The sequence below is a fragment of the Thermomonas sp. genome (assembly GCF_035369645.1).
Classification (GTDB): Bacteria; Pseudomonadota; Gammaproteobacteria; order Xanthomonadales; family Xanthomonadaceae; genus Thermomonas.
Window position 1 is genome coordinate 1,300 of record NZ_DAOOUM010000014.1, and the last position, 14,550, is coordinate 15,849.

Annotated in this window: 12 protein-coding genes and 2 pseudogenes; 4 read left to right on the forward strand and 10 right to left on the reverse strand. The window is 61.0% G+C overall.

Annotation, left to right across the window (positions count from 1 at the left end; all coding sequences use genetic code 11):
* The 4 genes from PK789_RS04195 to PK789_RS04210 all read right to left on the reverse strand — a co-directional run.
* Positions 1-1,780, reverse strand: a 1,780-nt coding sequence (locus PK789_RS04195) for an efflux RND transporter permease subunit (RefSeq protein WP_324307234.1), incomplete at its 3' end; no start/stop codon positions are given.
* A gap of 3 nt (positions 1,781-1,783) precedes the next feature.
* Positions 1,784-2,902, reverse strand: coding sequence for an efflux RND transporter periplasmic adaptor subunit (locus PK789_RS04200; protein WP_324307236.1), 1,119 nt, complete (start codon positions 2,900-2,902; stop codon positions 1,784-1,786).
* Between the two features lie 168 nt (positions 2,903-3,070).
* Complete coding sequence (locus PK789_RS04205) at positions 3,071-4,201, reverse strand: PilT/PilU family type 4a pilus ATPase (protein ID WP_324307237.1); 1,131 nt, start codon at positions 4,199-4,201, stop codon at positions 3,071-3,073.
* Between the two features lie 24 nt (positions 4,202-4,225).
* Complete coding sequence (locus PK789_RS04210) at positions 4,226-5,263, reverse strand: type IV pilus twitching motility protein PilT (protein ID WP_324307285.1); 1,038 nt, start codon at positions 5,261-5,263, stop codon at positions 4,226-4,228.
* Between the two features lie 161 nt (positions 5,264-5,424).
* Between PK789_RS04210 and PK789_RS04215 the strand changes: the two genes are divergently transcribed.
* Positions 5,425-6,090, forward strand: a complete 666-nt coding sequence (locus PK789_RS04215) for a YggS family pyridoxal phosphate-dependent enzyme (RefSeq protein ID WP_324307238.1) — start codon at positions 5,425-5,427, stop codon at positions 6,088-6,090.
* Positions 6,087-6,905 (forward strand): pyrroline-5-carboxylate reductase, encoded by an 819-nt coding sequence (proC, locus tag PK789_RS04220; protein ID WP_324307240.1) that lies wholly within the window; start codon positions 6,087-6,089, stop codon positions 6,903-6,905. The genes PK789_RS04215 and proC overlap by 4 nt, the downstream gene beginning before the upstream one ends.
* A gap of 17 nt (positions 6,906-6,922) precedes the next feature.
* On the opposite strand, the pseudogene PK789_RS04225 reads toward proC, so the two are convergent.
* Positions 6,923-7,177, reverse strand: a pseudogene (locus tag PK789_RS04225) (ABC transporter substrate-binding protein); the annotation flags it as partial.
* A gap of 3 nt (positions 7,178-7,180) precedes the next feature.
* Positions 7,181-7,786, reverse strand: a pseudogene (gene pdxH / locus PK789_RS04230) (pyridoxamine 5'-phosphate oxidase); the annotation flags it as partial.
* A gap of 46 nt (positions 7,787-7,832) precedes the next feature.
* Here pdxH and PK789_RS04235 point away from each other — a divergent pair.
* Both PK789_RS04235 and aroB read left to right on the forward strand, forming a co-directional pair.
* Positions 7,833-8,366, forward strand: a complete 534-nt coding sequence (locus PK789_RS04235) for a shikimate kinase (RefSeq protein ID WP_324307242.1) — start codon at positions 7,833-7,835, stop codon at positions 8,364-8,366.
* Entirely contained in the window at positions 8,363-9,457 is a 1,095-nt protein-coding gene (gene aroB / locus PK789_RS04240) for a 3-dehydroquinate synthase (protein ID WP_324307243.1), read from the forward strand. The genes PK789_RS04235 and aroB overlap by 4 nt, the downstream gene beginning before the upstream one ends.
* Before the next feature lie 64 nt (positions 9,458-9,521).
* Here aroB and aceE read toward each other — a convergent pair whose 3' ends face one another.
* The 4 genes from aceE to PK789_RS04260 all read right to left on the reverse strand — a co-directional run bounded on the left by aceE (position 9,522) and on the right by PK789_RS04260 (position 14,519).
* Positions 9,522-12,212: a pyruvate dehydrogenase (acetyl-transferring), homodimeric type gene (aceE, locus tag PK789_RS04245; RefSeq protein WP_324307245.1), complete on the reverse strand. Its 2,691-nt coding sequence runs from the start codon at positions 12,210-12,212 to the stop codon at positions 9,522-9,524.
* Positions 12,213-12,370: 158 nt separating this feature from the next.
* Positions 12,371-12,919: a DUF2058 domain-containing protein gene (locus PK789_RS04250; protein WP_324307246.1), complete on the reverse strand. Its 549-nt coding sequence runs from the start codon at positions 12,917-12,919 to the stop codon at positions 12,371-12,373.
* A 68-nt stretch (positions 12,920-12,987) separates the two neighbouring features.
* The gene (locus PK789_RS04255; RefSeq protein WP_324307247.1) at positions 12,988-13,323 is read right to left on the reverse strand and encodes an EF-hand domain-containing protein; all 336 of its coding nucleotides are present in this window, start codon (positions 13,321-13,323) and stop codon (positions 12,988-12,990) included.
* Positions 13,320-14,519, reverse strand: a complete 1,200-nt coding sequence (locus PK789_RS04260; protein WP_503011893.1) for a DesA family fatty acid desaturase — start codon at positions 14,517-14,519, stop codon at positions 13,320-13,322. The genes PK789_RS04255 and PK789_RS04260 overlap by 4 nt, the downstream gene beginning before the upstream one ends.
* Positions 14,520-14,550: the final 31 nt, after the last annotated feature.

Sequence of the window (14,550 nt, forward strand, 5' to 3'; positions counted from 1 at the left end):
TGTGCGCCACTTCCGGCACTTTGGCTTTGATCGCACGCTCCACTGCCAGATCCAATTCCAGCGAGCGTTGCAGAGAAATTGCCGGCGACTTGGCCAGCTGCACCAAGATGTCGCCCTCATCCATCGTTGGCATAAAGCTTTTGCCTACGCTCAGATAGCCCACAGCGCCCAATAGCAAGGCGATGCCCGCAGGGATCAATGCCCGTTTGGGCTTGGCCAACACCGCATTCAAGACCGGCCGATACACCCGCCCCACGTGCCGCATCAGCCACGGCTCGTGATGGGCATGCGGCTTGAGCAGCAGTGATGCCAACACCGGCACCAAGGTCAGCGACAACAGCAGCGATGCGCCCAAGGCAAACACAATGGTCATCGCCACGGGTGCAAATAATTTACCTTCCAAACCCTCCAAGGTAAGCAGTGGCAAGAAGGTGAGTGCAATGATCAGCATCCCTGCGGCCACCGGTGTGGCCACTTCGCGGGTGGCCGCATACACCCGGTGCAGGCGCGGCAAATGCGCGCTGCCAGCATCCGGCTCTAATCGGGTGACGGTGTTTTCCACCACCACCACCGCCGCATCCACCAACATGCCGATGGCAATCGCAAGGCCACCTAGACTCATCAGGTTGGCGCTCTGCCCGGTCCAGCGCATCAGCAGAAACGTGTAGAGCGCGGCGAACGGCAGCATCAACGCCACCACCAAGGCAGCACGCAACTCACCCAGGAACAACAACAGCAAGACCACCACCAGCACGGTGGCTTCCAGCAAAGCATCTTGTACGGTGGCCACCGCGCGCTCGATCAGGCTGCTGCGGTTGTAGAACGGCACCACCTTCACCCCTGGCGGCAAGCTCGCTTGCAGACTTTGCAATTTGGCGACGGCGGCATGCACCAGTTGCGAGGCATCAGCACCCCGCAGGGCCACCACAATCCCTTCCACTGCTTCGTGCTGGCCATCGCGCGTCACCGCGCCGTAGCGGGTCATGGCGTCGATGCGCACCGTGGCCAAATCTTTGATCCGCAGTGGCGGCATGCCGGCTTTTACCACCACATTGCCGATGTCGTCCGCAGTTTGCAGCGCGCCTTCCACCCGCACCACCACGGCGTTTTCACCGGCGTTGATGCGCCCGGCACCATCGTTGCGATTGTTGCGCTCCAAGGCTTGCACCAGGTCACTGAAATGCAAGCCATTGGCCAGCAAGCGGGCGCGGTCTGGCACCACCACAAAACTTTTTGCCTGCCCGCCCAGCACATTCACATCGGCCACACCCGGCAAGGCGCGCAGCGCCGGGCGCACCGTCCAGTCCAACAAGCTGCGCTTGTCTTGCAAACTCAACCCCGCGCCCTCGATGGTGAACATCAATACATCGGAAAGCGGTGTTGTAATCGGTGCCAAACCACCTTCGACACTGGCCGGCAGCGTCGTGGCCACACCGGCATAGCGCTCATTCACTTGCTGCCGCGCCCAATAGATATCCGTGCCTTCCTTGAAATCCAAGGTGATATCGGCGATTGCATACTTCGCTGTGGAGCGCAGCATCACCGCATTGGGGACACCCAAGAGCTCCATTTCCAGTGGTGCCACCACCCGGCTTTCCACCTCTTCCGGGGTCATGCCGGGTGCTTTCAAGATCATCTTCACCTGCGTCGGCGAGATGTCGGGGTAGGCGTCGATGGGCAATTGCAGATACGCCTGCAAACCGGCACCGGCCAGCGCCAGCACGGCCAGCAATACCAATAAACGTTGCTGCAAAGAAAACGCGATCAAACGGTTGAGCATGGCTTACTCCACCGGTGCCAAGGTCTTGAGCAGGTTGCCGCCACTGGCCGCGACATTGACCCCGGCGTGCACGCCCTCGCCCACGACTACGGCGCTGCGTGCATCACCGCCCAGCAAGTGCACCACCACGCCATGCCATGCCTGCCCTTGGCGCACATACAGCACGTGACGCTCACCTTGTTGTAGCAGGGCCGAAGCCGGCACCGTCACCGCTGCGGTGGGTGCCGGCAAATGCAGGCTGGCTTCCAATTGCTGCCCCGGTAGCAGCGCACTGGCTGCTTGCACCTGCGCACGCACACGCAGGCCTTGCGCGCCCGCATCGGCATCGCCACCCACCGCCATCACCTTGGCACGCGCACCCGCCGGTAATTCCACCGCAAGCCCCGGCTGCACCGCATCGCGCAGCGCCAGCGGGATGTTGAATTCGACATCCAGACTCTCCCCGGTCACCAGCGTGAAGGCAGATGCCAAGGCATCCAAGGCTTGCCCGGGCTTCACCGCGCGATGCAATACCCGCCCCGCCTGCGGGGCCAGCAATTCAAACTCCCCCGGCGCCCCACGCGTGCTGGGGCGAAGCTGCGTCAATTGCAGATTGGCCTGCGCCACGCTGGCTCGGGCAATGGCCGCACGCGCACCGCTTTCTTGCGTGCGCGCTTGCGCAATCAGGCCTTCCTTGAACAATACTGCATCGCGCTGGGCTTGCTGTTGCGCTACACCCGCCTCGGCGCGTGCGCGCGCCAATTCGGCTTGCAGTGTCACCAATTCGCGGCTTTGCACGCGCAGCATCGGCTGCCCACGTTGTACCTGACTGCCTTCATCAACCAACACTTGGGTCACCACGCCGGCATAGGGCACGGTGACCTCGGTGCTGGCCGCCAAGGGGGCGGTGATATGCGCAGGCAGGCCGGTGATCGGTACCACCGTGGCGGCTGTGGCAGCAACTTGGGTGATGCCGAGATTTTTCAGCTGCGCCTCGGTCAGCACGATGCGGCCCTGCGCATCGGCTTTGGGGCTGCTGTCCTCACTACCCGCCTCAGGCTTGCCGCCACAGGCCAGCAAGCTCAATACGAGGGGGCTCAACAGGGCGATACGGCGGGCAGAAACAAGACACAGGTGCGGCATGGCGACATCGTGAAATTTACGGATGCCGCCAGTGTGGCGAACCAAGCTTTGAGAATGCTTAGGACAACGCCAAACACACCGGCATCCCCGTGCAGGCGGGGATACCGGCAGTATCAAAGCGTCTTCAACGCCTCGGTGTGCCCCCCCAAGGCGCGTGTTCGCGACGCCTTAACGTGCCTCGGCCACTTCCACCCCGTCCAAGCCCTGTGCCAAGGTGCGGGCATCGCCACCTTGTGCCAGCTTGATGCGCAGGCGCACCTCATTACTGGAGTCAGCAAAACGCAACGCATCTTCATAGCTGATTTCGCCAGCTTGATACAGCTCGAACAGGCTTTGATCGAAGGTTTTCATGCCCATTTGCACGGACTCCTTCATCACTTCCTTCAGCTTGTGGATCTCGCCATCACGGATGTAGTCTTGCACCAGTGGCGTGCCCAGCAAAATTTCCATCGCCACTCGGCGCGCCTTACCATCGGGAGTGGGCACCAACTGCTGCGCCACCACACCCTTGAGGTTCAGCGACAAATCCATCAGCAATTGGCTGCGGCGCTCCTCGGGGAAGAAGTTGATGATGCGGTCCATCGCCTGATTGGCATTGTTGGCGTGCAGCGTGCACAACACCAAGTGCCCCGTTTCAGCAAATGCGATGGCGTGATCCATGCCCTCGCGGGTGCGCACCTCGCCGATCATGATGACGTCGGGGGCTTGCCGCAGCGTATTTTTCAGCGCGTTCTCCCAGCTATCGGTGTCGATGCCAACTTCGCGCTGGGTGATGATGCAGCCGTCGTGCTTGTGCACAAATTCGATGGGGTCTTCAATCGTGATGATGTGCCCGGTGGAATTGGCATTGCGATAGCCGATCATCGCCGCCAAGGATGTGGACTTACCGGTACCGGTCGCCCCCACGAAAATGATCAAGCCGCGTTTGGTCATCGACAGCGTTTTGATGACCGGTGGCAGGCTGAGTTCTTCCACCGTGGGAATGCGTGTTTCGATCCGACGCAACACCATGCCGACTTGATTGCGCTGATAGAAACAACTGACGCGGAAGCGCCCGACCCCGGCCACACCGATGGCGAAATTGCACTCGTGGGTTTTTTCGAATTCCTCACGCTGCTGCGGCGTCATCACGTTGAGCACCAAATCACGCGACTGTTGCGGCGTCAGCGGGCTTTGGGTGATCGGGCTGATGCGACCATTGACCTTCATCGATGCCGGCATCCCGGCGGTGATGAACAAGTCCGACGCCTTCTGGTGCGCCATCAGTTTGAGGAACGAGGTGAAATCAATGCTGCTCATGGGGCTCTCCTGCGGGCTCAAGACTTACTCGAACAACCGCTTGTCCTTGGCGTATTCACGTGCCTGCTGACGGCTAACCATGCCGCGCTTGACCAATTCTTGCAGGTTTTGGTCCAGGGTCTGCATCCCCGCGTTTTGCCCGGTCTGGATGGACGAATACATCTGCGCCACCTTGTCCTCGCGGATCAGGTTACGGATGGCCGGGGTGCCCACCATGATTTCGTGTGCAGCAGTGCGGCCGCCGCCGACTTTCTTCAACAAGGCCTGCGAAATCACCGCGCGCAAGCTTTCCGACAGCATCGAGCGCACCATCGGTTTTTCACCCGCAGGGAACACGTCGATGATGCGGTCGATGGTCTTGGCGGCCGAGCTGGTATGCAAGGTGGCAAACACCAAGTGCCCGGTTTCCGCAGCGGTCAATGCCAGCCGGATGGTTTCCAAGTCGCGCAATTCGCCCACCAGAATGATGTCGGGGTCTTCGCGCAGGGCGCTGCGCAGCGCCTCGTTGAAGCCGTGGGTATCGCGGTGCACTTCGCGCTGGTTGATCAAGCATTTTTGCGAGGTGTGGACAAACTCGATCGGGTCTTCCACCGACAAAATATGCCCGTACTCATTTTTGTTGATGTGGTCGATCATCGCCGCCAGCGTGGTGGACTTACCCGAGCCTGTGGGCCCGGTCACCAAGATCAAGCCCTGTGGTTGCTCGATCAATTCCTTGAAGACGCGCGGGCAGCCCAAGTCTTCCAGCGTCAACACTTCCGAGGGAATGGTACGGAACACCGCACCGGCGCCACGGTTCTGGTTGAAGGCATTGACACGGAAACGCGCCAAGCTGGGGATTTCAAAACTGAAATCGACTTCCAGAAATTCTTCAAAGTCACGCCGCTGCTTGTCGGACATGATGTCGTACACCAGCGCGTGCACTTGTTTGTGATCCAGCGCCGGAATATTGATGCGCCGGACATCGCCATCCACGCGAATCATCGGCGGCAGGCCTGCCGACAGGTGTAAATCCGAGGCCTTGTTCTTGACCGAGAATGCCAGAAGTTCAGCGATATCCATGCGTACTCCCCAACCCAAAGTGAATTGATTGCCGGCCTGCACCCCAACTACTGCTGGCACGGCCCGCGCCCCGCAGGCAGTATGAGCGCCACCCCGGCCCACGTACAACCACCACCGTGCCAGATCCCATTGCAACGACAGAAGCGGCCTTGCATTCGGCCATGTCCTTGATCGAAAACGCAAGCCGCCGCCCCGGCAGGCCAACAGTACGCCTGTTGGCGGTTTCCAAGACCCGCGACGCCAACGCCATTGCCGATATGGCGCGCGCTGGGCAACGCGCGTTTGGTGAGAACTACGTGCAAGAAGCCTTGCCAAAAATACAGGCGTTGCGCGGATTGGGTCTGGAATGGCATTTGATTGGGCATTTGCAGTCCAACAAAGCGGCGCTGGCGGCGAATGCATTTGACTGGGTGCAAACCGTCGATCGCAGCAAACTGGTGGCGGCACTGGCGCAGCATCGTGCCGACACCCTGCCGCCACTCGATGTCCTGATACAGGTCAATATCGACGACGAAGCCAGCAAATCGGGCTGTCATCCGCAAGAGATCGGGGCATTGGCCGCCGCAATTGCCGCCGCGCCACGGCTGCGCTTGCGCGGGCTGATGGCGATCCCCGCACCCGTCCCGGACATGCCGCGCCGCCGTCACGCATTCGCGGATATGGCCGCATTGTTCGACACACTGGCGGTGCAATATCCGCACATCGATACGTTATCGATGGGTATGAGCGAAGATTTTGTTGAAGCCATTACAGAAGGTGCGACCATGGTGCGCATCGGCAGCGCACTGTTTGGCCCGCGCGCGCCCAAGCAAGGAACCCCCGCATGAACAACCACATCGCCTTCATCGGCGGCGGCAATATGGCACGCAGCTTGATTGGCGGCCTGATTGCCCAAGGCCACACGCCGGCCAGCATCCACGTTGCCGAGCCGGTTGCCGCCCTGCGCGAGGCCTTGGCCGCAGACTTTGGTGTGACCGTGTTTGCCGATGGCGCACAGGCCACGGCCGGCGCACAGACGTGGGTACTGGCCACCAAACCACAAGTGCTGCGTGATGTTTGCGCGGCACTGGCCACGCAGGCGCAAGCCAGTCAACCATTGGTGATCTCGATTGCTGCCGGCATCACCACCGCGCAACTGGAACGCTGGCTGGGCGGCAATAGCAAAATCGTGCGCACAATGCCCAATACGCCGGCCCTGCTGGGCGCGGGTGTGACCGGCCTGTACGCCAGCGCGCGCGTGGATGCGCAAGAGCGCGCGTTTGCTGACAGCTTGCTGGCCGCCGCCGGTCAAACCGTGTGGCTTGCCGATGAAGCCTTGATGGACGCGGTGACCGCGGTGTCGGGCAGCGGCCCGGCCTATGTTTTTTTGCTGGCCGAAAGCATGATCGCCGCCGGTATCCAGCAAGGTCTGCCTGCCGATGCCGCACGCACGCTGGTCCTGCAAACCGTACTGGGCGCGGCACGCATGCTGACCGAAGCGGAGGTGGATGCCGCCGAACTGCGTCGCCGCGTCACCTCGCCCGGCGGCACCACGCAAGCGGCAATCGACACCTTCGAAACCGGCGGCTTGCGCACGTTGGTGGATGCCGCCATCCACGCCGCCCGCGTGCGTGGGGCGGCATTATCTGCTGCCAATGATTGAATCCGCACGTTCGCGCTTCAACGCTGATCCCAGCGCTGAATGATTGCTGCGATTTCGGCCACCCCGTCGGTCAAGGCGGCAGGCCCTGGTTGCAAAATGATCGGCGATTTGATCTCGAATAATTGCCCGTCGCGTACCGCCGGGATGGCATCCCAGCCGGGCCGGGCGGCGACATTTTCAGGGCGAAATTTTTTACCGCACCACGAGCCCAGCATAATGTCGGGTGCGTGCCGGATCACCTCGTCGGCATCCTCAAGAATGCGGGCCTGTGCCCATTACGGGTACAACATCCGTTGCGACCACGTGCCATCGGCATCGCATTCGTGCAGGTGGCGCTGGTGCAGACGATAGCTTGCGGCATACCAAAACTCGACCGCGTGTGGACGCAGCCGAAACCCACTCCAGCGCGGCGGGCGCGGCACATCGCGCCCCGCAAACTCGGCTTCGACTTGCGCCAAACGCGCATCAAATGTCTCCCGCGCATCCAGTGTCTGCGACTGCTGCGAAGCCCACGCGCCCAGCTGGCTGCCACGCGGGCGGCTGGCGAAATAGGCATCGGCCTCAGCCACCGATACGATCTCCACCGCACCCTCCAAACGCACCTGCACACCATTGCGCACGCGCGGCCAATAAAACAGCAATGCGGCCTGTGGATGCGCCTGCAATTCGTGGCCTTTGCGCCCATCCAAATGGGTATAGAACACAAACCCTTGCGCGTCATGGTGTTTCAGCAACACGATGCGCGCCGACGGGCGGCCCTGCGCATCCACGCTGGCCACGGTCATCGCGGTGCGATCCGGCTCGCCGGCGGCCTGCGCCTCGGCAAACAACGTATTGAAGGTGGTCAGGATGTCATTCGGTAGCGTGTGCATACCACTATTGTCGCGCGTCCGCGAAACCTGCGCATCTGGCTGTTAGCATGCTGCAATGCAAAACCGCCGCCACATCGTCTTGATCGGCCCCATGGGCAGCGGCAAAAGCACGCTGGGCCGCGTCTTGGCCACGCGCCTGCAACTGCCTTTTGTGGACGTGGATGCCGACATCGTAGCGGCAGCCGGGATGTCGATTCCGGCCATTTTTACTGCCGAAGGCGAGGCCGGCTTTCGCCAGCGCGAATCGCTTGCCTTGGCTGCGGCGCTGACCAGCGCACCTTCGGTGATTGCCACTGGCGGTGGCGCGGTGCTGTGTGCGGACAATCGCGCTGCAATCCAGACGGCGGCTGCCGTGGTGTATCTGCATGTCTCGGCAGACGCGCAATTGCGACGCATCGCTGGCGACAGCAACCGCCCCCTGCTGACCACAGAAGCGCCGGCACAACGGCTTGCCGCACTACAAGCGCAACGCGAACCGTTGTATCGGCAGCTTGCCACTTGCACGATCGACACCAGCACGCAGACACCCGACCAACTTGCCGCGGACGTGCTGCGGCATCTTCACTCCCTTCAGGAATCCTGCGCATGAGCGTGTTGCAACACCAAGTTGATGTGCGCGGAGCGGCACCTTATCGCATCCATATTGGCCCCGGCTTGTTGGATGACGGCAACCTGCTCACGGCCACCCTGCGTGGCCGCCATGCACTGATCGTCAGCGATGCCAATGTGGCACCGTTGTATGCAAAACGGGTGGAGGCCGCATTGCGTGCTGCACAGCCAGAATTGCGCATCGCCCGCCACGTCATCGACGCCGGTGAAGCAGAGAAAACCCTGACCAATTTTGCCGGCGTGATCGACGTGCTTGCCAACTTGGGTGCCACCCGCGATGCCTGCATCTATGCACTAGGTGGCGGCGTCATTGGTGATATGGCCGGGTTTGCCGGCGCGTGCTGGATGCGCGGCATTGATGTGGTGCAATTGCCCACCAGCTTGCTGGCGATGGTGGATTCTTCCGTGGGTGGCAAGACCGCCGTGGATATGCCACAAGGCAAGAATCTGGTGGGCGCGTTTCATCCACCGCGCGCCGTGATTGCCGACACCACCACCCTGCGCACGCTGCCACCGCGCGAATTGCGCGCGGGGCTTGCCGAGGTCATCAAATACGGCGCGATTGTGGATGCCGATTTCCTGCAGTGGCTGGCTGCACACTGCGATGCATTGCTTGCCGATGACGATGCCAGCCTGGCGGAGGCCATCGCCCGCAGCTGCACGCACAAGGCCGCGATTACCGAACGCGACCCATTTGAGCACGGCGACCGCGCACTGCTCAACTTCGGGCATACCTTTGCGCATGCGATCGAAGCCGAACAAGGCTATGCCCACGGCTTCAACCATGGCGAAGCGGTGGCCGTTGGGATGGTGCTGGCAGCACGCCTATCCAGCGTCCTGGGCATGGCCACGAGTGCATCTGCAGATGCGTTGCGTGACCTGCTGCAGCGTTTTGATTTGCCGGTAGACATGCCCACCGGGCTGGTGCCTGATGCCCTGCTGGCGCGCATGCGCTTGGACAAAAAAGCACAAGCCAGTGGCCTGCGCTTCATCCTGTGGCAAGGCCCCGGCAGTGCCCAAGTGGTGGCCGATGTGCCGGAAGCGGCGGTGCTACAAGCCTTGCGCAGCTGAAGCCTGCCGATACCCCGCAGCCGCGGCACTTGCCGGCGGCTGCGGGAATGCGTTACCGCGTCATTTACGCAAGCAACGGGTTGGCTTTCTCGGTATCCAGCTTGTACAGCTTGATTGCACGCGCCACATCCTTGGCCGTCAGCTTGCCTTCGGCAGCCAATGCCGCCACGGCGGCTTGCGCCACATGCCAGCGGTCCACCTCGAAATGGCGGCGCAGGTTTTCGCGGGTATCGCTGCGGCCATAGCCGTCGGTACCCAACACGCTGTAGCGCATGGGTACATACTCGCGAATCTGATTGGCAAACGTGCGTACATAGTCGGTGGCGCAAATCGCCGGCCCTTGGCGACCTTCCAGCAATTGGGTCACCCACGCCTTGCGCGGCGTCTTGGCTTCCGGGTGGAAGCGGTTCCAGCGTTCGGCATCGGCACCGTCGCGTGCCAGTTCCGTAAAGCTGGGGCACGACCAGATATCCGCCTTGATGCCAAAATCCTTGTCCAGCAAGTCGGCGGCAGCAATCACCTCACGCAAGATGGTGCCGCTACCCAACAACTGCACGCGCAAATCGGTCTTTTTGCCCTTGCCCGCATCCTGCAACAAATACATGCCCCTGATGATCCCCTCGGCACTGCCTTCCGGCATCTCCGGGTGGGTGTAGTTTTCATTCATCAAGGTGACGTAGAAGTACTCGTCATGCTGCTCGGCCAGCATGCGCTGCATACCGTATTGCATGATGGTGATGACCTCGTAGGCAAAGGTCGGGTCGTAACTACGCACATTGGGAATCAGCGCACTTTGCACATGCGAATGCCCGTCTTCGTGCTGCAAACCTTCGCCATTGAGGGTGGTGCGGCCAGCCGTGCCGCCTAGCACGAAGCCGCGCGCGCGCATGTCACCGGCCTGCCACGCAAAGTCGCCGATGCGCTGGAAGCCAAACATCGAGTAATAGATGTAGAACGGCAGCATCTGCAAATTGCTGCTGCTATAGGCGGTCGCCAGCGCCATCCAGCTGGCGAATGCGCCGGCCTCGGTGATGCCTTCTTCCAACACTTGGCCGGCGGCATCCTCGCGATAGAACATCAATTGGTCGGCATCCACCGGCTTGTATTTCTGGCCTTGCGGCGCATAGATGCCGAGCTGGCGGAACAAACCTTCCATACCAAAAGTGCGCGCCTCGTCGGCCACGATCGGTACGCAACGTGGGCCGACCTGTTTGTCGCGCAGGATGATGTTGAACATCTGCACGAAGGCCATGGTGGTGCTGATTTCGCGCTCGCCGGTGGATTTGAGCAGGCGTTCGAAGGTCGCCAACGGCGGCACCTCCAACGCTTGGCTGGCCTTTTGCCGGCGCTGCGGCAAATGCCCGCCCAGCGCAGCGCGACGTTCGCGCATGTAGTCCATTTCCGGCGACTTGTCGTCCGGTTTGTAGAACGGCACCGCGCCATCCTTCAACTGCTCATCACTGATCGGCAATTGGAAACGGTCGCGGAAGGCGCGTACTGCGTCGTTGTCCAGCTTCTTGGTTTGGTGGGTGGGGTTCAGTGCCTCACCGGCACTGCCCATGCCGTAGCCCTTCACGGTCTTGGCCAAAATGACGGTCGGCTGCCCCACGGTCTTGCTGGCGGCGTCATAGGCGGCATACACCTTGTGCGGGTCGTGGCCACCGCGGTTCAAACGCCAGATATCGTCATCCGACAGGCTGGACACCATTGCCAAGGTTTGCGGCGTTTTGCCGAAGAAATGCTCGCGCGTATAGGCACCACCAAATGCCTTGCAGTTTTGATACTCGCCATCCACGGTATCCATCATCACTTTGCGCAACAGGCCATCGGTGTCCTTGGCCAGCAACGGATCCCAATAGCTGCCCCAAATGGTCTTGATGACATTCCAGCCGGCACCCCGGAACTGACCTTCCAAATCCTGAATGATTTTGCCGTTGCCGCGCACCGGCCCATCTAACCGCTGCAAATTGCAGTTGATCACAAACACTAGGTTATCCAACCCTTCGCGGCCAGCCACGCCAATGGCACCCAGCGATTCGGGCTCGTCGGTTTCGCCATCGCCCAAGAAACACCAAACCTTGCGGTCGGACTTTGGCACCAATCCGCGGGCTTCCAAATATTTCCAGCTGCGCGCCTGATAGATCGCGGCCAGAGGGCCCAAGCCCATGCTAACGGTGGGGGTCTGCCAGAAATCAGGCATCAGCCACGGGTGCGGGTAGCTGGAAATGCCGCGGCCATCGACTTCCATCCGGAAGTTTTCCAGCTGGTCTGCATTGATCCGGCCTTCCAAGAAAGCGCGCGAGTAAATGCCCGGCGAACTGTGGCCTTGGATGTACAGCAAATCCCCCGGGTGGTGTTCGGAAGGCGCACGCCAGAAGTGGTTGAAACCGACGTCGTACAACGTTGCCGAACTGGCAAAACTGGCGATATGCCCACCCAGCGAACCCGGCTTGCGATTGGCGCGCACCACCATCGCCATCGCGTTCCAGCGGATGATTGAACGCAAGCGCCATTCCAAGTGCGCATCACCCGGCATTTGCGGCTCTAGGTGCGCAGGAATGGTGTTGATATACGCCGTGGTGGGCGAAAACGGCATATGCGTCCCGGCACGCCGGGTCATTTCCACCATGCCTTCCAGCAATTGGTGCGCGCGCTGCGGGCCGTCGTGGTCGATGACCGCTTTCATCGACTCGATCCACTCCCGCGATTCTTGCGGATCGGGGTCGTTTTGCAGCATTTCATTGAGCCAATTCATCGCGCGCTCCATTCCGGACAGTCGGTTGAAACGCCAGTCTAGCAAGCCTGCGTGGCAGATGGATGCTGCACTGCAACCCAAATCAATAATTACCCGGGTATTTCATTTTTCTAAAAATTTGCCACTCCCCCGCCCGTCATTTACGCGCGACACAACGCTCACCAGATCAAATCATCCGGCACCACAAACTGCGCGTAATACGCATCGTCTTCGGAATGGCTGGCGGCAGGCGCGGTGCTGGTGCCGTGATCTAGCACGATCCACTCTGGCGCGCGCTCGCGCACCTTGTCGGCGGCGGCGCGCGGCAGTAGCTCGAAGCGCTCACCCAATTGCACGATCACCAGCACGCCGGCGGCCAGCTTTTTGCGCAGATCCTCGTTGACTCGCAATGTGCGGATGGCGTCGCCGGTACTGAAGCGGTATTCCAGCTCGCCGGTGCGCGGTTGTTTTTTGTCTTCGATGATTTGCCGTGCCTGCGCACGCAGTTCGGCATTGCGGGCATGGGCTTTGCGTTCGGCTTGCAGCGCGCGGTCGCGGTCGGTTTTCTCGGCGCGGGCGCGCTCTGCCTCTTGTTGAATCTCACTGGGTGTTTTTGTCGCTTTGGCGTGGTGCGCCACATGCTGCTCGCGTGCGACTTCAGCGACTTTGGATTTTTTGACCAAACCTGCCTTGAGAAGTTGTTGTTGCAATGGGTTGGGCTTGGCCATGCTGCACGTCGCTACAGAGGGTTGCGAAAGTCGTGGCCATTTTACGTCTGACCACGATGATGCCGCAGCTATTGCGGTGGCGCGGCCAGCTCTTTGGCGCTCAAGAACCCATCGTGGTTCACGTCTTGCTTGTGAAACCGTTCGGCCAGTTGCGCGCGGTAGGCCGCGCGGGTGATGGGCTTGCCCTTGCCAGCGGGCTGCTCATCGGCCGACAACACGCCATCGTGGTTGCGATCCATGCCATCAAAGGCATAGCTCAACCAGTCTTGATATTCGAGCAAGGACACACGCCCGTCGTGGTCGCTGTCCATCTTCGACAGATAATCACTGCTGCGCTGCACTTGCGCAGCTGCCGCCAGCGAAAGCCCGCCGGCAAGCACCGCCAGTGCAAACGCGCGCCTCATGCCGGCAACAGCGCATAGCCGCGCAAACGTGCGGCGTAGTCTTGCAGTGCGCGCACGCCGCTGGCTTCGGCCTCGCTGCACCATGCTTGCAGGCGCTTCAATTTTTCTGTGGCGTCATGGCTGCGGCTTTCCAACACCTCGACCAAACGCCGGCGATGGTCGACCAGAGCTTGGATGCGCGGGCGGCTAGCTACCCAATCTTGCAGCTGCGCACGCGCGTCGGGCTTCAGCCAACGGCCATCATCGGCCAAGCCCTTACGCAATTTGCGCGGCAACAACCCACGCAATTTTGCGCCTGCCGCTGCGGCTTCTTCGCGCAGGGCCGGCTTCAATACATTGCGTTGGTAATCGGTCATCGCTTGGAAGCGGTGCGCCACCAAGGCTTTCAGGGTTTCTGCGTCGGGTGTGTTGATGTTGGGCCGCAGGTTGAGCTTGGGCGCCACCCGCAACACTTTTGCCAGGCGCAGGGCTTGCAGCACACCGATGGCGGCCCAGCCGATATCAAATTCAAAACGCCGCATCGCAAACCGCGCCGAAGACGGAAAAGCATGATGATTGTTGTGCAATTCTTCGCCACCAATCCACACCGCCCACGGGGTCAGATTGGTGGCGGTGTCGGTGGTTTCAAAATTGCGATAGCCCCACCAGTGGCCCAAACCATTGATGACGCCGGCGGCCCAAAACGGGATCCACGCCATCTGGATCGCCCATGCCGCCACCCCTTTGGCACCAAACAGCACAAAACTGACCAGCAGCAACAGTTGCACGCCCAGATTGGGGAAGCGCGTGTAGAGCTTGCGTTCCACCCTGTCGTCCGGGCAGCCCTTGCCGTATTGCTCGATGCAGGCGCGGTCCAGCCGCGCCTCGCGGTATAGGTCGCCACCACGCCAGAACACCGTGCCGATGCCCTTGATCATCGGGCTATGCGGATCGTCCTCGGTCTCGCATTTGGCGTGATGTTTGCGATGGATCGCCGTCCACTCACGGGTCAGCATCGAGGTGGTCAGCCAACTCCAGAAACGGAAAAAATGCGCGATGACCGGATGGAAATCCACCCCGCGATGCGCTTGGCTACGGTGCAGATACAAGGTCACCGTAAAAATGGTGATCTGGGTGACCACCAGCAAGTACAACAACATTTCCAGCCAACTCAGTTGCAGTAGGCCGCCGGCAATAAAATCGAGGAACACGGACATGGGTGGCTTGGTCACAGGTGCGTCAGGCAAT